Below are 20048 nucleotides of genomic sequence, written 5' to 3'. Positions count from 1 at the left end.
CTGTTATTTTCCCGGAATGACCAGCTTCATGTGGCAGCACAGGTCGTCCAGGTCCCGGTCCGTGGCGGCGGGGATGCGCAGCTTGGCGCCGCAGTCCCGGCAGATCAGGTCCACGGCGGAGCGGCGGATCTCCATTCCATAGCGGCTGCTGCCGCAGGCGCAGGTGATGCCCTTTTCCCGGGCGGCGATGTCCTTCAGCTCGGAGAGGACCTCGTACATGATGACGTTGTCCACGAAGGCCTCCGGCTCCTCGCCGTCTTTTTGCTGCTTTTCCTTTTCCGCCAGGATGACCAGCTCCCGGAGGTTTTTCTCCACGGTGCCCTCGTCGCCGATGAAGCAGCAGAACTGCTTCGTCTGGGCGCAGCCAAGGGCCGTGGCGCCCCGGAGCATCCGCTCCGGAGGACAGACGGCCATGTGGGTCTCGCCGCAGATGCCGCAGGGGACGTATACCTTGTAGTTCACACCGTCGTACTCCGTGTGCAGCACGCTGTCGCCGCAGTCACAGACGATCTCCGCGTCGGAGGCTTCCAGGGCGAAAATGGAGCGGGCGCCCATAACGGGCTTGCCGCACTTGGGGCAGAGGTAGCCGAAGGTACGCATCTCTTCATTCATATGCAAACACCTCGATTTGTGAAAGTCAAATTTCAGAATTTATATTCTAGCACATGAAAAGGCGGTTGTACAGGGGGTTTCTGGTTGACCAGGCGGTTTTTGGCAGGTATAATGGGGACGAAAATTTCCGCTGAAAGGGGGCACGGGATATGGAGACTGTGGGCCGGTTCGCGCCGTCCCCCAGCGGGCGCATCCATCTGGGCAACATTCTGTGCGCCCTGCTGGTGTGGCTCAGCGCCCGGCAGAAGGGCGGAAAGGTCGTTCTGCGCATCGAGGACCTGGACACCGCCCGCTGCCCCCGGCGGTACGCGGAGCAGATGGAGGACGATTTGCGGTGGCTGGGCCTTGATTGGGACGAGGGCCCCGGTGTGGGCGGCCCGGACGGGCCGTATTACCAGAGCGAAAGAACGGCGCTCTACCAGGCGGCGCTGAAGAAATTGGAGCAAAAGGGCCTGGTGTATCCCTGCTTCTGCACCCGGGCGGAGCTCCACGCCGCCAGCGCCCCCCACCGGGAGGACGGCCAGGTGGTCTACGCGGGCACCTGCCGGAATCTGACGGCGGAGGAGGCGGCGGAAAAAGCAAAAAAACGGCCCCCGGCCCTGCGGCTGCGGGTGCCGGAGGAAGTCTGGGGCTTTACGGACGGCCACCTGGGGCCGTATGAGGAAAACCTGGCCCGGGACTGCGGCGACTTTCTGCTGCGCCGCTCCGACGGAATGTTCGCCTACCAGCTGGCCGTGGTGGTGGACGACGCTGCCATGGGGGTCACGGAGGTGGTGCGGGGGGCCGACCTGCTGGACTCCACGCCCCGGCAGCTGTACCTGTACGACCTGCTGGGCCTGACGCCGCCGAAATTTTATCATTTCCCCCTGCTGCTGACCGCCGACGGGCGGCGGCTGAGCAAGCGGAACGCCGACGCGGGGCTGGACGCGCTGCGGGACCGCTCCACGGCGGCGGAGATATTGGGCAAGCTGGCGTATCTCGCGGGCTTCAACCCCTCGGCGGTGCCGAAGACAGCGGAAGCGCTGCTGGCGGATTTCGATTGGGACAAGGTGCCCACGGAGGACATCTGCATCCCGGAGGGACTGTTTTAAGCGAAAAAGAGACACAGGTGGAAAAGCCCGTGTCTCTTTTTTTCTTATGGTTCCGTGGTCCGCCGCTCCGGGAGGACCACCTCCGGCATCAGCTCCCGGCTGACGATGGTGAGCATCTCCTCCAGCTTGGCGCAGTCCTCCGGCGGGAAACGCCGGTTGACACGGGCCACTACCTCGGTGGTGTAGGCGGCGGAGATGTTGTAGTAGTCGATATACTTCTGGGTGACCTCCAGGTGGTACTCACGGCGGTCATCCGGGGACTGGACCTTCCGGATATAGCCCTTTTTCACCAGGCTGTTGACCTTGTAGGCGGCGTTGGGCGGCGAGATGTGCATAAAGGTGGCGAATTCGTTCACCGTGGGGCTGCCCAGGGCCATGATGCTCTCCATGCAGAAAGTCTCCACCGTGGTGAGGCTTGCCTCCCGGTCCTGGAACCGCCGGAAGATCTCCTGATAAAAATGCAGCTTGAATTTGGTGTATACCTCGTTAAAAGCCTGTTCCAGCGTAGTGACCGCCCCTTTCCCCGTGTTTCTTTTTCGATGCAGGTAGTATACCAACTTTACGGGGAAAAGGCAACCTTATCCCTCCTGAACGGCAAAAATCAGCTCCGCTGTGCAGGCTGCCTCGCCGTTCACGGTGGCTTTGCATTCGCCGATGCCCACCGGACCCCGGCGCTTCGTCAGCCTGCATTCCATTTCCAGCACGTCGCCGGGGATGACCTGCCGCTTGAACCGGGCGTTCTTCACGCCGCCGAACAGGGCGATCTTCCCACGGTTCTCCGGCAGGGAGAGGATGGCGATGGCGCCCACCTGGGCCATGGCCTCCAAAATCAGCACGCCGGGCATGACGTGCTGCTGGGGGAAGTGGCCGCAGAAATACGGCTCCCCCACGCTGACGCATTTGATGCCCCTGGCCCACTGGCCCGGCTCGTAGTCGGTGATGCGGTCCACGAGGGCGAAGGGATAGCGGTGAGGCAGAATTTCCGCGATCTGATTGGAATTCAGCTCCATGCTACGCCTCCCACTTCTTCAGCAGCAAACTGCCGTTGTGTCCGCCGAAGCCCAGGGAGTTGCTCATGGCATAGCGGACGTCCGCCTTGCGGCCCTGATTCGGCACCACGTCCAGGTCGCATTCCGGGTCCGGCACCTGATAGTGGATGGTGGCGGGCAGGAAGCCGTCGTGGAGACTCAGAGCGGTGAAGATGGCCTCCACAGCCCCGGCGGCGCCCAGCATGTGGCCGGTCATGGACTTGGTGGAGCTCATGGCAAGCTCGTAGGCGTGGGCACCGAACACGGACTTGACGGCGGCGGTCTCCCCCGCGTCGTTTAAGTGGGTGGAGGTGCCGTGGGCGTTGACGTAGCCCACCTCCTCCGGGGCGGTGCCGCCGTCCGCCAGGGCCAGAGCCATGGCTTTCGCGCCGCCGCTGCCGTCGGGCAGGGGGGCGGTCATGTGGTAGGCGTCGCAGGTGGCGCCGTAGCCCACGACCTCGGCGTAGATTTTTGCGTTCCGGGCCTGGGCGTGCTCCAGCTCCTCCAGCAGCAGGACGCCCGCACCCTCGCCCATGACGAAGCCCGCGCGTTCCCTGTCAAAGGGGATGGAGGCCCGGTCGGGGTCGGGATTTTGGGTCAGGGCCTTCATGGAGGAGAAGCCGCCGATGGCAAGGGGCGTGATGGCGGCCTCGGTGCCGCCGCAGAGCATAGCGTCGGCGTAGCCGTCCCGGATGTAGTGGAAGGCGTCGCCTACGGCGTTGGTGCCGCCGGCGCAGGCGGTGACGGGGCAGGTACACATCCCCCGGAAGCCGCTGGCGATGGCCACCTGTCCGGCGGCCATGTTGCAGATGCCCATGGGAATGTAGAAGGGGGACACCCGGTCCCAGCCCTTTTCCTTGCCCTTGTCGTGTTCCCGCTCGGTGAGGCCGATGCCGCCGATGCCGCTGGAGACGATGACGCCGCAGCGGTCCAGGTCCGCCTGGGCGGGGTCGAAGGCGGCGTCCGCCAGGGCTTCCTTGGCGGCGCACATGGCGAACTGGGTGAAGCGCTCCATGTGCTTCGACTCCGGGCGGGTCATGCAGACCAGGGGGTCGAAGTCCTTGACCTCGGCGGCCAGCCGGACCTTCAGGCCGGAGGCGTCGAACTGGGTGATGGGGGCGACGCCGCACACGCCGTCTTTCGCGGCCTGCCAGCTCGCCGGTGCGGTCAGGCCAATGGGGGTCACGGCCCCCAGGCCGGTGATGACGACTCTGCGTCGGTTCATAGTGGTTTCCTCCTGCTAATGAAATTATTTTTGCCGCGGCGCGCCCCAGGGCGGCCTCTCTTGCCGCTTAGCGGCAATTCACCTTCTGCACGTGGCAAAAATACTTTGATTCAGCCGCCTTGAGCGGCGTTCACCAGTGAACGCGGTTCACTGGTGGTAGGGGATTCTCAAGGGGGAGCCTGCTCCCCCTTGAAGTTTCTCACATACTCATGCCGCCGTCCACGGCGAGCACCTGTCCAGTGATGTACCCGGCCTCCTCGCTGGCGAGGAACGCCACGGCTTTGGCGACGTCCTCCGCCGCGCCCATGCGTCCCATAGGGATAGTGGACAGTGTGGTGGTTTTGGCGGCCTCCGGCATGGCGGCGGTCATGTCCGTGGCCATAAAGCCGGGCGCCACGTCGTTGACGGTGACGCCCCGGGAGGCCAGCTCCCTGGCGAGAGACTTCGTCATGCCGATGACGCCGGCCTTGCTGGCGGCGTAGTTCACCTGTCCGGCGTTCCCCCGCAGGCCTACCACACTGGAGAGGTTCACGATGCGGCCGTACCGCTGCTTCATCATCTGCCGGGACACGGCTTTCATACACAGAAACGTGCCCTTCAGATTGGCGTCGATGACGGCGTCGAAGTCCGCTTCCTTCATCATCATCAAAAGGCCGTCCCGGGTGATGCCTGCGTTGTTCACCAGAATGTCGATGCGGCCGAAGGTTTGGACGGCGGCGTCCATCAGGGCCTTCACTTCGCCGCTGTCCGCCACGTTGCAGCGGACGGCCACGGCTCTGGCCCCCAGGACCTCGCAGGCCGCCACGGTCTCGTTTGCGGCATTTTCATTGCCGGCATAGCACAGCACCACATTGGCGCCGCCCGCCGCCAGCTCCAGGCAAACGGCCCGGCCCAGACCCCGGCTGCCGCCGGTGACCACGGCGGTCTTTCCGGTAAAATTCATCAGTCGTTCTCCTTTACTGCGTGCACAAGGGCTTCCACATCGGCAGCCGTTTCCACGGCATAGACGGGCAGTCCCGGTACAGTTTTCTTTACGAACCCGGACAACGCCTTGCCGGGGCCGATCTCCACGAAAGCGTCCATGCCAAGACCCGCCATGGCGCGGATGGAGTCCTCCATATAGACGCTGCTCTGGACCTGCCGTACCAGCAGCTCGGGGATGGTGACGCCCTCCGGCTTCACATCGCCCAGGCAGTTGAAAATCACGGGGACAGACGGCGCCCCAAACTCCACGGTCTGGAACCGCTCCGCCAGGGCGCCCCCGGCGGGGGCCATCAGGGGGGTGTGGAAGGGCCCGCTGACCTTCAGGGGCAGGCACCGCCGGGCGCCCGCTTCTTTGGCGAGGGCGGCGGCCCGCTCCACGGCATCCTTTTCGCCGCCGATGACGAGCTGTCCGGGGCAGTTGTAGTTGGCGATGACCACGCAGCCCAGGGCGGACGCGGCGTCACAGGCCGCCTGCAGAGGCTCCCGCTCCAGCCCCAGCACCGCCATCATGGCGGAGGGACGGCCCGCGGCGGCCTCCTCCATGGCCTTGCCCCGGAAGGCCACCAGCTCCACGGCGGTCACGGCGTCAAAGACCCCGGCGACGTGGAGGGCGGAGTATTCGCCCAGGGACAGTCCGGCGGTGGCAGAGGGGACGACGCCCTGCTCCCGCAGCACCGCCGTGAGCCCGGCGGCGAACGCCACCATGCAGGGCTGGGTGTACCGGGTCTGGTTCAGGACGCCGCCGGCGTCCGTGAAGGAGACCTCCTTCAAATCGAAATCCACACGCTCCGCCGCCTGGTCGATGACGGCGCGGAAGGCGGGAAACGCCTCGTACAGGTCGGCGCCCATGCCGGGGTGCTGGCTGCCCTGTCCGGCGTATAAAAAGCCCAGTTTCATCGTGCGTTTCTCCATTCTTCGATAATCTGCTCCATCTGCTCCCGGACGGTGGAAAGGCGGTCCACCTCTCCGGCGTTTGCGCCGCAAAAGAACAGGCCGTTTTCCCAGTCGCCGTTCCGGGCGGCGATGAGGGCCCGGGAAATGCAGTAGGGGGTGGTTTTGAAATCGCAGGGGACCAGGCACTTGACGCAGCGGTCCGGGCGGGGCTGCGTGCCTGCTTCCACCCGCCGGATGAGGGGGCTGCGCAGCGCCCGGCCCGGCAGCCCCACGGGACTTTGGACGATGGTGATGTCCTCCTGCCGGGCGTCCAACAACGCCTGCTTGTAGCCCTCGCTGGCGTCGCATTCTTCTGTTGCGATGAAGCGGGTGGCGAACTGGGCGCCGGCGGCGCCCTCGTCCATGTAGCGGCGCATCTCGGCGCCGTTTTTCACGCCGCCCGCCACGAACACCGGGATGTCCCGGCCATACTTCTCCTGGAAGGGGGCCAGGGCGTCCAGCACCTCCCTCAGCAAATCACTGAGGGGCTTGGGCCGTCCCGCCTGGGACTCCAGGGCGTCCTCTTTGGAAAAACCCAGGTGGCCGCCCGCCAGGGGGCCTTCCAGCACCACGAAATCCGGGACGCGGCCGTAGTGTTTGTCCCACAGCTTGCAGATGAGGCTTGCGGCCCGTCCGCCGCTGACGATGGGCGCCAGGGCTGCGTCACTCTCCGGCACCTCCGCAGCGATGGCGGGCAGGTCCCGGGGCAGTCCCGCGCCGCAGACCACGGCGTCCACCCCCGCCCGGAGGGCGGTGCGGACGCTGTCGGCGTACTGGGAGGTGGCTACCATGGCGTTGACCGCCACCAGCCCCGCGCCCTTCGACAGTTCCTTGGCGTGCTTTACCTGGCGTTCCAGGGCCCGGAGGTTGGCGGCGTTGGGGTTTTGCGCAAAATCCGGCTCCTGAAAGCCGCAGAAGGCGGTAGAGATGGTGCCCATGCCGCCGCAGGCGGCCACGGCTCCCGCCAGGCGGTCCAGGCTGATGCCCACGCCCATGCCGCCCTGTAAAATGGGGAGGGGGAGGCGTTTTCCCCGAATCGTCACTGCCATTCCCGGTTCGCCGCCTCCAACACGGCTTTTCCGCCGTTGTACAGCTCCTCGAAGATCTGCCGCAGGGGCCTGACCTCATGGAGCATACCGGCCACCTGGCCGCTCATGACGCTGCCGTGGTCCATGTCGCCGTCGAACACCGCCCGGCGCAGGCCGCCCAGGGTGACCTTTTCCAGCTCCTCCAGGGTGGCACCCCGCTTTTCCAGGGCCAGGTATTCCCGGGCCATCCTGTTCTTCAGCACCCGGACGGGGCCGCCGATGGAGCGGCCGGTGACGGTGGTGTCGCTGTCCTTGGCCCGCAGGAGGGCCTGCTTGTAGTTGTCGTGGATGGGGCACTCCTCGCTTGCCAGCAGGCAGGTGCCCACCTGGATGCCGCAGGCGCCCAGGGCGAAGGCGGCGGCGGCCTGGCGGCCGTCGGCAATGCCGCCGGCGGCGATAACGGGCACGTCCACGGTGTCGATGACCTGGGGCACCAGGGCCATGGTGGTCATCTCGCCCACATGACCGCCGGACTCCGTGCCCTCGGCGATGACGGCGTCGGCGCCCAGGTTCACCAGGCGCTTTGCCAGAATGGAGGCGGCCACCACGGGGAACACCTTGATACCGGCCTCCTTCCAGGCGGGGATGTACTTGCCGGGGCTGCCCGCGCCGGTGGTCACCACCTGGACGCCCTCCTCCACGATGACCTGCGCCATCTCGTCGGCGCAGGGGTTCATCAGCATCAGGTTGACGCCGAAGGGCTTGCCAGTCAGGCTCTTGCAGATGTGGATCTGCTCCCGGAGCAGGTCGGCCCGGAGCATCCCGCCGGTGGCGATGACGCCCAGAGCGCCCGCGTTGGAGCAGGCGGCGGCGAATTCGCCTGTGGCAATGTTGGCCATGCCGCCCTGGATGATGGGGAACTCGGTTCCCAGAATTTCGTTCAGTTTTTTCATGTGGAGTGGCCTCCTTGAGGTGTTTGGGGAGAAATCGGCCCACGGGGCCGGGACGGGGATGCGCCGCTTTGCGGCGCGGGAATAAACCCCCATTTTCTTTTCGATGCATCGAAAAGACTGCGCCCGCAGGCGCGTGTCGGAGCCAACCGCCGCAAAGCGGCGGCTCTTAGGCGGAGACAAACGGCCGTTCACGGTCAAAAGAAAAGATGCTTTGGCGCAAAACGGCACCGGTTGGTGCCTTTTTTGCTTAAATGCGAGAGTCGCCGCGTAGTAGGCGCGGCGGTGATTTGCGGAGTGGTACCGGAGTGCGCTTTGGGTCGGTGGAACATTGAGGGTTTAAGCCGCATTTGTCACATTGACTGCTTCTTTCGTGGGAGGTCGTCGCAAGGGTTTTACCATTAGCCCCGCGCGTTCCGCTTCGCTGCGCGCTGCGTGGGTAGTAATAGCAACGTAGCGGTGCGAGCCCTGTCCGTCAGGACGGGGTGAGTATAGCGCAGTTTTTTTGACGACAATGGGGGGTGCATCCTCCGTCCCCTGGTCTGGGGACAGCTCACGCAAACTCGATCATCGCCCCGCCCCAGGTGAGGCCGCCGCCGAAGGCGACCACCAGCATCCGGCTGCCGGGACCGATACGGCCCTGCTCCTCCAGCTCGCTGAGCACCAGCGGCACACTGGCGGCGGCGGTATTTCCATAGTTTTCAATGTTTTTGTAATATTTCTCCGGCGGGATGCGGTACTTCCGCACCGCCAGGTCGATGATGCGGGCGTTGGCCTGGTGGAAGACGAAGAAATCCACGTCCTCCGCCGTCATCCCCGCCTTGTCCAGCACCGCGTCGATGCAGGCGGGCACCGCCTCCACAGCGAATTTGAACACCTTCGTGCCCTCCATGGAGAGGAAATTCGCCTCTCCCATGCCGAGCCCGGGCAGCCGCAGCAGCTCGTCGTCGCCCCGGCTGCCCAGCACCGCGCCGATGGAGGGCCAGTCCTCCCGGCACTCCACCACCGCAGCCCCGGCGCCGTCGCCGAAGAGGATGCAGGTGCTCCGGTCGGTCCAGTCCACGATGCGGCTCAGGGCCTCCGCCCCCACCACCAGCCCGAACCTCCGGGGGGAGGCGTTCAGCAGGCACTCCATGGTGTGGAGGGCGTAGACGAAGCCGGTGCAGGCGGCGTTCAGGTCGAAACAGGGGATGTCCTGCGGCAGGCCCAGCTCCCGCTGGAGCATACAGGCGGCGGAGGGGACGACGGTGTCCGGCGTGACCGTCGCCACGATGCAGGCGCCGATGTCCGCCGGGGAGACCCCGGCCCGCTCCAACGCGGCCTTTGCCGCCCGGACACAGAGGTCCGTGTGGGTCTCGGCGGCGCAGCGGTACCGCCGCTTGATGCCGGTGCGGGAGGTGATCCACTCGTCGCTGGTGTCCATCCTCCGGGCCAGGTCGTCATTGGTAACCACGCCCGTCGGGACGGCGCGGCCGGTGCCGCGGAGCTTGATGCCGTTCATGGTTCCTCCTTCCCGGCGCCCATGTGCCGGAATTTTTGATACCGCTGGTTTGCCAGCGCTGCGCCGCTCTCCCTGGAGAGGGCGGCCAGGTGGCGCCGCAGGGCGCGGTCCACCTCCCGGATGGCCTGGGCGGGGGCTGTGTGGGCGCCGCCGTCAGGCTCGGGGATGATGTCGTCGATGACGCCCAGGGCCAGCAGCTCCGGGGCGGTGAGCTTCATCAGCCCGGCGGCCTCGCCGGAGCGCTGGGCGTCCTTCCACAAAATGGAGGCGAAGCCCTCCGGGGAGAGGATGGCGTACACCGCGTTCTCCAGCATCAGCACCCGGTCCGCCACGGCCAGCGCCAGCGCGCCTCCGCTGTTGCCCTCTCCGGTGACAACGGCGATGACCGGCACCGTCAGGCGGCTCATCTCAAAGAGGTTCCTGGCGATGGCCTCGCCCTGGCCCCGCTCCTCGGCCTCCAGGCCGGGATAGGCGCCGGAGGTGTCAATAAAGGTGAAGATGGGGCGGTGGAACTTCTCCGCCTGGCGCATCAGCCGCAGGGCCTTGCGGTAGCCCTCCGGCCCCGGCATCCCGAAGTTGCACCGGAGGTTTTCCTCCAGGGCCTTGCCCTTCCGGGGGCCGATGACGGTGACAGGCCGGCCGTGGAACAGCGCCACGCCGCCTAAAATAGCGGCGTCCTCCCGGCAGGCCCGGTCGCCCCGCTGTTCAAAAAAGTCGGTGAACAGGGCGTCGATATAATCCGTGATATTGGGCCGCTGGGGATGGCGGGCAATGGCCACCCGCTCGGCGGCAGTTACTTCACGCATGGCGGCCTCCTTTCCCGTGGAGCCGCAGGAGCCTGATGAGGGTGTCCCGCATCTGGGAGCGGGGCACCACCGCGTCCACGAAGCCGTGTTCCATCTGGAACTCCGCCGTCTGGAAGCCCTCTGGCAGCGTCTCGCCGATGGTCTGCTGGATGACCCGTGGCCCGGCAAAGCCGATGAGGGCCCCCGGCTCCGCCAGGATGACGTCGCCCAGGGAGGCGAAGCTGGCGGTGACGCCGCCGGTGGTGGGGTCCGTCAGCACGGAGATGTACAGCAGCCCCTTTTCCGAAAACCGGGCCAGGGCGGCGCTGGTCTTCGCCATCTGCATGAGGGAGAGAATGCCCTCCTGCATCCGGGCGCCGCCGCTGGCGGCGAAGAGGATGAGGGGCAGCTTGTTTTTCGTGGCGTACTCAATGGCGAGGGTGATTTTCTCGCCCACGGCGGCGCTCATGCTGCCCATGAGGAAGCGGCTGTCCAGCACGCCCACCACGCACCTGCTGCCGCCGATGGCGCCCGTGGCGGTGACGGCGGCCTCCGTCAGCCCGGTTTTCCGCTGGGCCAGGGCCAGCTTGGGCCCGTAGCCGGGGAAGGCCAGGGGGTCGGCGGCAGGGAGCTTCGCGTTCAGCTCCCGGAAGATGCCGGAGTCCAGCACGGTGCTGAGCCGGTAATAGGCGCCGATGGGGAAATGGTAGCCGCAGAGGGGACAGATGGACAAGCCCTCCGCCACCGCTTTTTTCCCGCTCTCCCGCCCGCACTTGGGGCAGGTCACCAGCTTGTCGCCGGGGATGTAGTTGTCCCGCATGGCTTTCATGGCCAGCAGCCGCGCCCGGCGTTTTGCAAAGATGTCGTTCACGCGTCACCGTCCTGTTCTCCCGCCCGGCGGCTGAAATCCAGCAGCTCCGGCAGGCTCTCGTCCAGGAAGGCCGTGGTGCAGCCGCCCCGGACAAAGGTGGGATGAAACAGAATTTCGTAGGAGAGCTCCGCGTTGGTGGGGAAGCCCTCCAGGGCGAACTCCTCCAGACAGCGGCGCATCTTGCGGATGGCCTCCAGCCGGGTAGGGGCGTGGACCATCAGCTTAGCCGCCAGGGAGTCGTAATAAGGGGACAGGGTGCAGCCGTTGTACAGGGCGGAGTCAACCCGGACGCCCGCGCCGCCGGGGAAGTGGAGAAATTCCACCTTGCCGGGGCAGGGGCGGAACCCCGCCGCCGGGTCCTCGGCGTTCACCCGGCACTCGATGGCGTGCCCGGTGAGGCGCACGTCCTCCTGGGCGATGTCCAGGGACAGCCCGGAGGCCACCCGGAGCTGCTGGCGCACCAGGTCCACCCCGGTCACCAGCTCCGTGACGCCGTGCTCCACCTGGATGCGGGTGTTCATCTCCATGAAATAGAAGTGTTCTCCGTCGCTGTCCAGCAGGAATTCCACTGTCCCGGCGCCCTCGTAGCCCACGGCCCGGGCCGCCCGGACAGCGGCTTCGCCCATGGCCTGGCGCAGCTGGGGGGACAGGCACCGGGCGGGGGCCTCCTCAATGAGCTTCTGGTTCCGCCGCTGGACGGAGCAGTCCCGGTCTCCCAGGTGGATGACGTGGCCCTGCCGGTCCGCCAGGATTTGAAACTCGATGTGCCGGGGCCGCAGCACCAGCTTTTCGAGGTACATCTCGTCGTCGCCGAAGCAGGCCTTGGCCTCCGCTTTCGCTTCGGCGTAGGCGGAGGGCAGGTCGGCGGCGCTGTCGCACCGGCGGATGCCCCGACCGCCGCCTCCGGCGCTGGCTTTCAGCAGCACGGGATACCCCACCCGCTCCGCCGCCGCCAGGACGTCCTCCACCGAGGACACGGGGCCGTCGGAGCCGGGGGTGACAGGCACCCCCGCCGCTTTCATCAACTCCCGGGCGGCGGACTTGGAGCCCGCCTTGCGGATGGCGTCACCAGAGGGGCCGATGAAGGTGACGCCCGCCCGGGCGCATGCGTCGGCAAAGTCGGCGTTTTCGGACAAAAAGCCGTAGCCGGGATGGAGCCCGTCGCAGCCGGTGGCCCGGGCGACGGTCAGCAGGGCGTCCCGGTTCAGGTAGCTGTCGGCGGCTTTGGCCGGGCCGATGCACACAGACTGGGTGGCCAGCTGAACATGGAGGGCCTCCGCGTCCGCCGTGGAGTAGACGGCCACCGTTTCAATGTCCAGCTCCCGGCAGGCCCGCAGCACCCGCAGGGCGATCTCGCCCCGGTTGGCGATCAAAACCCGCTTCAGCATGGCTTGTAGCGCAGCAGCGGCTCGCCGAAGGACACCAGCTCGCCGCTTTCCTTCAGCACCGCCTCAATGACGCAGTCGCAGGGGGCGGGAATTTCGCTCATCATCTTCATGGCCTCGATGAGGCAGAGGGTGTCGCCCTTTTTCACCCGGTCGCCCGCCCGGACGAAGGGGGGCTTCTCCGGGGCGGGGGCGGCGTAGAAGGTGCCCACCAGCGGCGCCGTCACGACCTTGCCGTTCGCCTCCGGGGCGGGGGCGGGCACGGCGGGCGCGGCGGCAGCCACGGGCGCGGCGGAAGCCGGGACACCGCCCCGGCTCAGCTCTATGGTAAATTCCTGGGTGGACAGCTTCATGGTCTGGATGCTGCTGCGCTGAAAACGGTCCATCAGGTCAAAAATCTCTTGATTGGTCATGGAACTTCCTTTCGCGGCGGGAAATCGGCCCGCCGGAGGAATTTTTTCCGCTCCCTCCGGCGGGGTTGAATATCAGTTCTTGTGAGTGGCCAGGTAGGTCAGGATGTCGCTCACGGTCTTGAGGTTCGCGGCGTCCTCCTCGGCGATGGACAGGCCGGTGGCCTCCTCCAGAGCCATCACCAGCTCCACGGCGGCCAGGGAATCGGCGCCCAGGTCGTCCGACAGGGAGGCCTCGGGCGTCACTTCCTCAGCGTCGCAGCCCAGGGTCTCCACGATGATGTCGCGCACTTTCTCGAATTCCATAACAGTTCTCCTTGTACATCGAAATATCAATTATTTTAATTAAAATAATTTAACTAAAATAATTGAACATATTCTATGCAGGGAGGGGCGGTTTGTCAAGCGGAAAATCAAAAAAGTAAAAAAATTTTCGCGGGACAGGGGAAAGGTATTCCTTTTTTCCGAAACTTCCTTTATAATCCCTTTATACAAACAGGAGCTTATCTTTATATCATATTTAGGCGGCATCGTATAAAATGGAGACAGCAACAAACTGTCAGGAGAAAAGCTTATGAATATTATCATCGTGGGCGCAGGCAAGGTCGGACTTGCGCTGACGCAGCAGCTCTCCGCCGAGAACCGGGTGACGGTCATCGACGAGAACCCGCAGCTCATTGAAAACATCATCAATATCTACGATGTGATGGGCGTCTGCGGCAACGGCGCCAGCTATGAGGTGCAGAAGGAGGCGGAGGCGGGCCGGGCCGACCTGCTGATCGCCACGGCCTCCAGCGACGAGATCAACATTCTGGCGTGCCTGGTGGCGAAGAAGCTGGGGGTGCGCCATACCATCGCCCGCATCCGCAACCCGGAGTATGAGACGCAGCTGCGCTTCATGCGGGAGGAGCTGGGCCTGTCCATGGCCATCAACCCGGAGAAGGCCACCGCCCGGGAGATCGCCCGTGTGCTGCGGTTCCCGGCGGCTATGAAGCTGGAGTCCTTCTCCAAGGGCCGCCTGGAGCTGGTGGAATACCGCCTGCCGGAGGGCTCCGCCCTCCACGGCATGAAGCTGCTGGACCTCTACAAGAACATCCGGGTCCGGGTGCTGATCTGCGCCGTGTCTAGGCGCGGCGAGACCATCATCCCCTCCGGCGATTTCGAGCTGCGCTCGGGGGATAAGATCTACCTGACCGCCTCGCCGGACCAGCTCTCCCAGTTCTTCCGGCACCTGGGTGTGTTCCGGGGCCGGGCGTCCAGCGTGATGATCGTGGGCGCCAGCAAAATTTGTTACTATCTGGCCTCCGAGCTGCTGGAGATGGGCATGAGCGTGAAGATCATCGACCAGAGCGAGCAGCGGTGCGTCCAGATGAGCGAGCGGCTGCCCGGCGCCCTGGTCATCGTGGGCGACGGCACGGACAGCGAGCTGCTCCATGAGGAGGGCATCGAACAGACCGACGCTTTCGTGGCCATCACTGGCATCGACGAGGCCAACATCCTCATGTCCATGTGCGCCGCCAAGCAGTCCGGGGACTGCAAGGTGGTGGCGAAGATCAACCGCCGCTCCCTGGTGGACCTGGTGTCCGACGCCAGCATGATCGACAGCATCGTCTCCGCCCGCTCCGTCACTACGGAGCTGATCGTCCAGTATGTCCGGGCCATGCAGAGCGCCTCCGGCGCCCGGGTCAAGACCCTCCACCGGCTGGTGGACGGCGCGGTGGAGGCCCTGGAGTTCGGCGTGACGGAGGAGGTGCCCTTCGTGGGGGTGCCTCTGAAGGACCTGAAGCTGAAAAGCGGCATCCTGCTGGCGGGCATCGTGCGGCAGAACGGCCGCATCGTCATCCCCTCCGGCAATGACGTGCTCCATGTCCACGACGACGTCATCGTCGTCACCACGGACACGACCCTTCAGGACATCCACGACATTATTTCTGAGTAAAGGCGGGCTGAGGCTTGAATTATCGAATGATCTGCTTCGTCATCGGCCGCATCCTGCTGACGGAAGCCGCCCTGCTGATGCTGCCGATGGCGGTGGCCCTTGGTTACGGCGAGGCGGCGGCGCCCTTTCTGATCCCGGCGCTGCTGCTGGCCCTCATCGGACTGCTGCTGGGCCTGCGGGCGCCCCAAAAATCCTCCCTTTACGCCCGGGACGGCTTCGCGGTGGTGGCGCTGGCCTGGGTGCTGATGAGTGCGTTCGGCGCCCTGCCCTTTGTCATCTCCGGGGACATCCCAAGTTTTGTGGACGCCTTTTTTGAGACGGTCTCCGGCTTCACCACCACCGGCGCCAGCATCCTGACGGAGATCGAGCCCCTGCACCGGGGCATCCTGTTCTGGCGCAGCTTCACCCACTGGGTGGGCGGCATGGGCGTGCTGGTGTTCGTCATGGCCATCCTGCCCATGAGTGCCGGCGACGGCCACGGCATGCACCTGATGCGGGCGGAGGTGCCCGGGCCCTCCGTGGGCAAGCTGGTGAGTCGCATGGGCGACACGGCGAAGATCCTGTACGGCATCTATCTGGCCATGACCATCCTTGAGATCGTCCTGCTGCTGCTGGGCGGGATGTCTCTGTTCGACGCCTGCATCCACGCCTTCGGCACCGCCGGCACCGGCGGCTTCAGCTGCCGGAACCTCAGCGTGGGCGCCTATGACAGCGTCTATTTCGACGTGGTCATCGGCGTGTTCATGCTGCTGTTCGGCGTCAACTTCAACCTGTACTATTTCCTGCTCATCAAACGGTTCCGGGACGTGTTCCGCTCCGAGGAGCTGCGGGCCTATCTGCTCATCGTGGCGGCGGCGGTGGCGGCTATCGCGGCGGACATCGTACATATCTACGGCTCGGTGGCTCAGAGCCTGCGGTACGCCTTCTTCCAGGTGGCTTCCATCATCACCACCACCGGCTTCGCCACGGCGGATTTCAACCTCTGGCCGGAGTTTTCCCGGGCCATTCTGGTGATCTTGATGTTCATCGGCGCCTGCGCCGGTTCCACCGGCGGCGGCATCAAGGTGGCCCGGGTGGTCATTTTGTGCAAGACCTCCCTGGGGGATATGCGGAAAATGCTCCATCCCAACGCCGTCACCACCGTCCGGTTCGAGGGCAAGCCCCTGACGGACCGGAGCATCCGCAGCGTCCACCTGTTCCTGACGGTGTATATTCTGATCTTCACCGTTTCCGTGCTGCTGCTGTCCCTGGAGCGGTTCGACCTGATCACGGTCTTTACCGCCGTGGCTGCCTGTATCAACAACATCGGCCCCGGACTGGAAGTGGTGGGGCCCATGGGCAACTACGCCCAGTTCTCCCCGGCGGCCAAGCTGCTGCTGTCCTTTGACATGCTGGTGGGCCGGCTGGAGATCTTCCCCATGCTGCTGCTGTTCGCCCCCTCCATCTGGAAGCGGCGGCTCATCAGCCGCAAACCCGCCCTGTAAACGGCAAAAATCCCCCGGAGCATTGCTCCGGGGGATTTTTTGATGGATTTCGGTCAGAACAGGCCGGGCTGACGGCAGGACAGGGACTCCAGGATCTGATAGCGATCCATGGGGAAGGGCTTTGCCATCTGCAGGCCCTCCTCCAGGTCCATATCGGTGACCCGGCCGTCCTGGGTGACCACCACCCGGTTGCCCTTGCCCTCGATGAGGGACATGACGGCCCGGTAACCCATGCGGCTGGCGGTCTCCCGGTCCCGGGCGGAGGGTGTGCCGCCCCGCTGGATGTGGCCCAGAACGGTGACACGGGGATCGATGCCGATCTCCTCATGGATGCGCTTGCCGATGTCCATGGCGCTGCCGGCGCCCTCGGCCACCACGATCATGTAGTGGGTGGTGCCAGACAGCCGGGCGCGGCGGATCTTTTCCACGATGTCCTGCTCGAAGTTCAGCTCCCGCTCGGGGATGAGCACGGCGGTGGCGCCCACGGCGATACCCACGTACAGGGCCAGATACCCCGCGTGGCGGCCCATGACCTCCACCACGGAGCAGCGCTCATGGGACTGCATGGTGTCCCGCAGCTTGTCGATGCACTCGATGGCGGTGTTGCAGGCGGTGTCGAAGCCGATGGTGTAGTGGGAGCAGCCGATGTCGTTGTCGATGGTGGCGGGAATGCCCACGACCTGCAGGTCCATCCCCTGCTCCGCCGCCTGGCGGCTCAGGGCCAGGGCGCCCCGGAAGGTGCCGTCGCCGCCGATGGCCACGATGCCGTCCAGCCCCAGGAGCTTGCAGGTGGACAGGGCCTTGGCCCGGCCGGAGGGCTCCCGGAACTCCTCGCTGCGGGCGGTGTAGAGGATGGTGCCGCCCTTGTTGATGATGTGGCTGACGCTGGTGGCGCTCATGTGGGTGAAATCGCTGTTGATGAGGCCGTTCCAGCCCCGGCGGATACCGACGCACTCGACGCCCTGGCTGATGGCCGTGCGGACCACGGCGCGGACAGCTGCGTTCATGCCAGGGGCGTCGCCGCCGCTGGTCAGAACGCCAATACGTTTGACCTGTTTCTCCATAGGTCTCCTCGCGCTCCTTCCAAAATGCTTTCCTGATACTGGTAAATTTGGCAGAAAGGTGGCTCCGTGGCAGCGGCAGCCACCTTTCTGCATGATACCAGAGAGTGAATTTTCGTGTCAATAACATTCACGTAAAAAAGGAAAAATAAACAGGAAAACGATTTTGTTTTATATAAAAATGATGATAAAAGAAGAAAAGCGTCGCCGGAGCGAGCGGAGCGCCGTTGACTTTTCGGGAGCCGTACGCTACTATAAAACAAGTCCGCCGTGTCGAACCGCGGCGGAAATTGAGGAGGGGTAACACATGAAAAAAATCTTCAGCAGCCTGCCGTTCCGATTGATACTGGGCATTGCCGTCGGTATTATCTGCGGCCTGGTATTCCCGGAGAGCGTGATGAAAGTCATCGTCACGCTGCAGTACATCATGGGTCAGCTCATCACCTTCTGCGTGCCGCTGATCATCATTGGCTTCATCGCGCCGTCCATCACGAAGCTGGGCGCCAACGCGTCCCGGCTGCTGGGCGTGGCGGTAGTGATTGCCTATGTCTCGTCCATCTGCGCGGCGCTGATGTCCATGGGGGCCGGCTATGCCCTGATCCCCCACCTGTCCATCGACACCAGCGTGGAGGGCCTGCGGGAGCTGCCCGGCGTGGTGTTCGAGCTGAACATCCCCCAGATCATGCCGGTCATGAGCGCCCTGGTGCTGTCCGTTCTCATCGGCCTGGCGGCTACCTGGACCAAGTCCCAGCGGTTCATCGGCCTCCTGGCGGAGTTCCAGGACATCGTGCTGGACATCGTGAAGAAGGTCATCATTCCCGTGCTGCCGTTCTACATCGCCGCCACCTTCTGCAACCTGAGCTTTGAGGGCATGATCACCCGCCAGCTGCCCGCCTTCCTGCAGATCATCCTCATCGTCATGCTGGGCCACTACATCTGGCTGGCGGTGCTGTACCTGCTGGCCGGCGCCTATTCCAAGAAGAATCCCTGGGAGGTCCTGCGGCACTATGGCCCCGCCTACCTCACTGCCGTGGGCACCATGTCCTCCGCCGCCACGCTGGCGGTGGCTCTGGACTGCGCCCGCAAAAGTAAGGTGCTGCGCCACGACATGGTCAGCTTCGGCATCCCCCTGTTCGCCAACATCCACCTGTGCGGCTCCGTGCTGACGGAGGTGTTCTTCGTCATGACCATCTCCAAGATGCTCTACGGCTCCATCCCCTCCGTGGGGACCATGGTGCTGTTCTGCCTGCTGCTGGGCATCTTCGCCATCGGCGCCCCCGGCGTTCCCGGCGGCACCGTCATGGCCTCCCTGGGCCTCATCACCGGCATCCTGCTGTTCGGCGACGAGGGTACCGGACTGATGCTGGCCATCTTCGCCCTGCAGGACAGCTTCGGCACCGCCTGCAACGTCACCGGCGACGGCGCCCTGACGCTGATGCTCACCGGCTATGCCGAAAAGCACGGCCTGAAGAGCGAGGAGCGGGAGACGCCCGTCCTGTAAAAAGCATATCTTCCCTGAACCGGGACCGCAAAAGCGGTCCCGGTTTTTATTTTACCCAGACTTAACAATGTCGTGGTGACGGATTTTACGTTGGCCTGTTTATACTAAGGCCGTGGCAGCCCACCGAGGACGATGACGCCGCCAGCGTTGATGTTAGCCGCTGGCAGGCGTATTGCCCTTTGCACGCCGAGGGTAACATCAAGCAACAGACATATGAAAAAAGGAGAATCATCACGATGAAAAAAGTATTTGCCATTCTGCTGACCCTGACCATGGCCCTGAGCCTGCTGGCCGGCTGCGGTTCTTCCAAGAAGGAAGAGCAGCCCGCTGAAACCAACGACACCAAGACGGAACAGCCCGCCGAGGCCGCACCCGCCCCGCTGTCCGGCGCCGTGGCGCTGAACGGCTCTACCTCCATGGAGAAGGTGGTGGGCGCCCTGGGTGAGCAGTTCATGTCCGACAACAGCGGCGTCTCCGTCACCTATGACGCCACCGGCTCCGGCGCGGGCATCGAGGCTGCCTCCAACGGCAGCGCCGACATCGGCCTTTCCTCCCGCGCCCTGAAGGACGAGGAGAAGGCCGACCGTCTGGTGGGCACCACCGTGGCCCTGGACGGCATCGCCGTCATCGTCAACCCCGCAAATGGCGTGGAGGACCTGACCGTGGAGCAGATCGCCAAGATCTTCACCGGCGAGATCACCGACTGGAGCGAGCTGGGCGGCGCCGCCGGCACCATCTCCTGCATCGGCCGTGAAGCCGGCTCCGGCACCCGGGACGGCTTCGAGTCCATCACCGGCACGAAGGACGCCTGCAAGATGGACCAGGAGCTGACCTCCACCGGCGCCGTCATCGAGGCTGTGGCGGGCAACCCCAACGCCATCGGCTATGCCTCCCTGTCCGCCCTGAAGGATACCGTCAAGGCCGTCACCGTGGGCGGTGTTGTGTGCAGTGAGGAGACCGTCCTGGACGGCAGCTATGAGATCCAGCGTCCCTTCGTGTTCGTCACCAAGGACGGCGTGGCCCTCAGCGCCCAGGCCCAGGCCTTCTTCGACTTCGCCACTTCTTCCGCCGCCAATGACCTGATCCGCGGCGCCGGCGCCGTGCCCGTGGCCTGATCCAAACACTAACGTCCCACCCCCTCTTGGGAACGCCCTCACCCTCGGAAAAACAGGGTGGGGGCTGTTCCCGTCACCGGAAGGAGTTCAAAACTATGGAAATGGAAAACGCATTGCGCTCACCCACCCGGCGCCGGACGGAGGA

The 20048-nt window shown here is 64.9% G+C and carries 20 protein-coding genes; 5 read left to right on the top strand and 15 right to left on the bottom strand.

The features are described from left to right. Positions 1 to 3 precede the first annotated feature (3 nt). Positions 4 to 612 (bottom strand): hypothetical protein, encoded by a 609-nt coding sequence (locus JQM68_RS08730; RefSeq protein WP_235222624.1) that lies wholly within the window; start codon positions 610 to 612, stop codon positions 4 to 6. Positions 613 to 761: 149 nt separating this feature from the next. On the opposite strand from JQM68_RS08730, the gene gluQRS reads away from it, so the two are divergent. Next, positions 762 to 1703: a tRNA glutamyl-Q(34) synthetase GluQRS gene (gene gluQRS, locus JQM68_RS08725; RefSeq protein ID WP_235222623.1), complete on the top strand. Its 942-nt coding sequence runs from the start codon at positions 762 to 764 to the stop codon at positions 1701 to 1703. A gap of 44 nt (positions 1704 to 1747) precedes the next feature. Here gluQRS and JQM68_RS08720 read toward each other — a convergent pair whose 3' ends face one another. The 13 genes from JQM68_RS08720 to acpP all read right to left on the bottom strand — a co-directional run bounded on the left by JQM68_RS08720 (position 1748) and on the right by acpP (position 13109). Next, a complete protein-coding gene (locus tag JQM68_RS08720; RefSeq protein ID WP_235222653.1) occupies positions 1748 to 2206 on the bottom strand; it encodes a MarR family winged helix-turn-helix transcriptional regulator in 459 nt (152 codons plus the stop codon). A 75-nt stretch (positions 2207 to 2281) separates the two neighbouring features. Further along, complete coding sequence (fabZ, locus tag JQM68_RS08715) at positions 2282 to 2713, bottom strand: 3-hydroxyacyl-ACP dehydratase FabZ (RefSeq protein WP_235222622.1); 432 nt, start codon at positions 2711 to 2713, stop codon at positions 2282 to 2284. A gap of 1 nt (position 2714) precedes the next feature. Further along, positions 2715 to 3956 (bottom strand): beta-ketoacyl-ACP synthase II, encoded by a 1242-nt coding sequence (fabF, locus tag JQM68_RS08710; RefSeq protein ID WP_235222621.1) that lies wholly within the window; start codon positions 3954 to 3956, stop codon positions 2715 to 2717. Between the two features lie 199 nt (positions 3957 to 4155). Beyond that, positions 4156 to 4899 (bottom strand): 3-oxoacyl-[acyl-carrier-protein] reductase, encoded by a 744-nt coding sequence (gene fabG, locus JQM68_RS08705; RefSeq protein WP_235222620.1) that lies wholly within the window; start codon positions 4897 to 4899, stop codon positions 4156 to 4158. Further along, positions 4899 to 5837 carry an ACP S-malonyltransferase gene (gene fabD, locus JQM68_RS08700; protein WP_235222619.1) on the bottom strand — a complete coding sequence of 313 codons (939 nt, stop codon included), beginning with the start codon at positions 5835 to 5837 and terminating at the stop codon, positions 4899 to 4901. The genes fabG and fabD overlap by 1 nt, the downstream gene beginning before the upstream one ends. Then, a complete protein-coding gene (locus tag JQM68_RS08695) occupies positions 5834 to 6922 on the bottom strand; it encodes an NAD(P)H-dependent flavin oxidoreductase (protein WP_235222618.1) in 1089 nt (362 codons plus the stop codon). The genes fabD and JQM68_RS08695 overlap by 4 nt, the downstream gene beginning before the upstream one ends. After that, complete coding sequence (locus JQM68_RS08690; RefSeq protein ID WP_235222617.1) at positions 6913 to 7854, bottom strand: nitronate monooxygenase; 942 nt, start codon at positions 7852 to 7854, stop codon at positions 6913 to 6915. Before JQM68_RS08690 ends, JQM68_RS08695 begins: the two co-directional genes overlap by 10 nt. A gap of 550 nt (positions 7855 to 8404) precedes the next feature. Beyond that, the gene (locus tag JQM68_RS08685; RefSeq protein ID WP_235222616.1) at positions 8405 to 9352 is read right to left on the bottom strand and encodes a beta-ketoacyl-ACP synthase III; all 948 of its coding nucleotides are present in this window, start codon (positions 9350 to 9352) and stop codon (positions 8405 to 8407) included. After that, positions 9349 to 10158 (bottom strand): acetyl-CoA carboxylase carboxyltransferase subunit alpha, encoded by an 810-nt coding sequence (locus JQM68_RS08680; RefSeq protein WP_235222615.1) that lies wholly within the window; start codon positions 10156 to 10158, stop codon positions 9349 to 9351. Before JQM68_RS08680 ends, JQM68_RS08685 begins: the two co-directional genes overlap by 4 nt. After that, on the bottom strand, positions 10151 to 11008 hold the full coding sequence (accD, locus tag JQM68_RS08675) for an acetyl-CoA carboxylase, carboxyltransferase subunit beta (RefSeq protein ID WP_235222614.1): 858 nt from the start codon (positions 11006 to 11008) through the stop codon (positions 10151 to 10153). Before accD ends, JQM68_RS08680 begins: the two co-directional genes overlap by 8 nt. Further along, positions 11005 to 12396 carry an acetyl-CoA carboxylase biotin carboxylase subunit gene (gene accC / locus JQM68_RS08670; RefSeq protein ID WP_235222613.1) on the bottom strand — a complete coding sequence of 464 codons (1392 nt, stop codon included), beginning with the start codon at positions 12394 to 12396 and terminating at the stop codon, positions 11005 to 11007. Before accC ends, accD begins: the two co-directional genes overlap by 4 nt. Continuing rightward, a complete protein-coding gene (locus tag JQM68_RS08665; RefSeq protein WP_235222612.1) occupies positions 12390 to 12806 on the bottom strand; it encodes an acetyl-CoA carboxylase biotin carboxyl carrier protein in 417 nt (138 codons plus the stop codon). Before JQM68_RS08665 ends, accC begins: the two co-directional genes overlap by 7 nt. Positions 12807 to 12878: 72 nt before the next feature. Further along, positions 12879 to 13109 carry an acyl carrier protein gene (acpP, locus tag JQM68_RS08660; RefSeq protein WP_235222611.1) on the bottom strand — a complete coding sequence of 77 codons (231 nt, stop codon included), beginning with the start codon at positions 13107 to 13109 and terminating at the stop codon, positions 12879 to 12881. 268 nt (positions 13110 to 13377) lie between these two features. Here acpP and trkA point away from each other — a divergent pair, with 268 nt between their 5' ends. Together trkA and JQM68_RS08650 are read left to right on the top strand one after the other, a co-directional pair. Then, positions 13378 to 14742: a Trk system potassium transporter TrkA gene (trkA, locus tag JQM68_RS08655; protein WP_235222610.1), complete on the top strand. Its 1365-nt coding sequence runs from the start codon at positions 13378 to 13380 to the stop codon at positions 14740 to 14742. 14 nt (positions 14743 to 14756) lie between these two features. After that, positions 14757 to 16226 (top strand): TrkH family potassium uptake protein, encoded by a 1470-nt coding sequence (locus tag JQM68_RS08650; protein WP_235222609.1) that lies wholly within the window; start codon positions 14757 to 14759, stop codon positions 16224 to 16226. A gap of 53 nt (positions 16227 to 16279) precedes the next feature. On the opposite strand, the gene pfkA is transcribed toward JQM68_RS08650, so the two are convergent. Then, the gene (gene pfkA, locus JQM68_RS08645) at positions 16280 to 17290 is read right to left on the bottom strand and encodes a 6-phosphofructokinase (RefSeq protein ID WP_235222608.1); all 1011 of its coding nucleotides are present in this window, start codon (positions 17288 to 17290) and stop codon (positions 16280 to 16282) included. A gap of 304 nt (positions 17291 to 17594) precedes the next feature. Here pfkA and JQM68_RS08640 point away from each other — a divergent pair, with 304 nt between their 5' ends. Next, a complete protein-coding gene (locus JQM68_RS08640; protein WP_235222607.1) occupies positions 17595 to 18788 on the top strand; it encodes a dicarboxylate/amino acid:cation symporter in 1194 nt (397 codons plus the stop codon). 236 nt (positions 18789 to 19024) lie between these two features. Then, a complete protein-coding gene (locus tag JQM68_RS08635) occupies positions 19025 to 19903 on the top strand; it encodes a phosphate ABC transporter substrate-binding protein (protein ID WP_235222606.1) in 879 nt (292 codons plus the stop codon). Positions 19904 to 20048: the final 145 nt, after the last annotated feature.

The organism is Oscillibacter valericigenes, from assembly GCF_021531435.1.
GTDB classification, from domain to species: Bacteria; Bacillota; Clostridia; order Oscillospirales; family Oscillospiraceae; genus Oscillibacter; species Oscillibacter valericigenes_B.
This window is presented reverse-complemented; position numbering and strand designations above follow the sequence as displayed.

Excerpts from the sequence above, each read along its gene's own strand:
- gluQRS (WP_235222623.1), top strand. The coding sequence starts at position 762 with ATGGAGACTGTGGGCCGGTTCGCGCCGTCCCCCAGCGGGCGCATCCAT.
- JQM68_RS08685 (WP_235222616.1), bottom strand. The coding sequence starts at position 9,352 with ATGAACGGCATCAAGCTCCGCGGCACCGGCCGCGCCGTCCCGACGGGC.
- JQM68_RS08635 (WP_235222606.1), top strand. The coding sequence starts at position 19,025 with ATGAAAAAAGTATTTGCCATTCTGCTGACCCTGACCATGGCCCTGAGC.
- trkA (WP_235222610.1), top strand. The coding sequence starts at position 13,378 with ATGAATATTATCATCGTGGGCGCAGGCAAGGTCGGACTTGCGCTGACG.
- fabF (WP_235222621.1), bottom strand. The coding sequence starts at position 3,956 with ATGAACCGACGCAGAGTCGTCATCACCGGCCTGGGGGCCGTGACCCCC.
- fabG (WP_235222620.1), bottom strand. The coding sequence starts at position 4,899 with ATGAATTTTACCGGAAAGACCGCCGTGGTCACCGGCGGCAGCCGGGGT.
- fabZ (WP_235222622.1), bottom strand. The coding sequence starts at position 2,713 with ATGGAGCTGAATTCCAATCAGATCGCGGAAATTCTGCCTCACCGCTAT.
- JQM68_RS08680 (WP_235222615.1), bottom strand. The coding sequence starts at position 10,158 with ATGCGTGAAGTAACTGCCGCCGAGCGGGTGGCCATTGCCCGCCATCCC.
- acpP (WP_235222611.1), bottom strand. The coding sequence starts at position 13,109 with ATGGAATTCGAGAAAGTGCGCGACATCATCGTGGAGACCCTGGGCTGC.
- JQM68_RS08690 (WP_235222617.1), bottom strand. The coding sequence starts at position 7,854 with ATGAAAAAACTGAACGAAATTCTGGGAACCGAGTTCCCCATCATCCAG.
- JQM68_RS08665 (WP_235222612.1), bottom strand. The coding sequence starts at position 12,806 with ATGACCAATCAAGAGATTTTTGACCTGATGGACCGTTTTCAGCGCAGC.
- fabD (WP_235222619.1), bottom strand. The coding sequence starts at position 5,837 with ATGAAACTGGGCTTTTTATACGCCGGACAGGGCAGCCAGCACCCCGGC.
- JQM68_RS08730 (WP_235222624.1), bottom strand. The coding sequence starts at position 612 with ATGAATGAAGAGATGCGTACCTTCGGCTACCTCTGCCCCAAGTGCGGC.
- pfkA (WP_235222608.1), bottom strand. The coding sequence starts at position 17,290 with ATGGAGAAACAGGTCAAACGTATTGGCGTTCTGACCAGCGGCGGCGAC.
- JQM68_RS08640 (WP_235222607.1), top strand. The coding sequence starts at position 17,595 with ATGAAAAAAATCTTCAGCAGCCTGCCGTTCCGATTGATACTGGGCATT.
- accC (WP_235222613.1), bottom strand. The coding sequence starts at position 12,396 with ATGCTGAAGCGGGTTTTGATCGCCAACCGGGGCGAGATCGCCCTGCGG.
- JQM68_RS08695 (WP_235222618.1), bottom strand. The coding sequence starts at position 6,922 with ATGGCAGTGACGATTCGGGGAAAACGCCTCCCCCTCCCCATTTTACAG.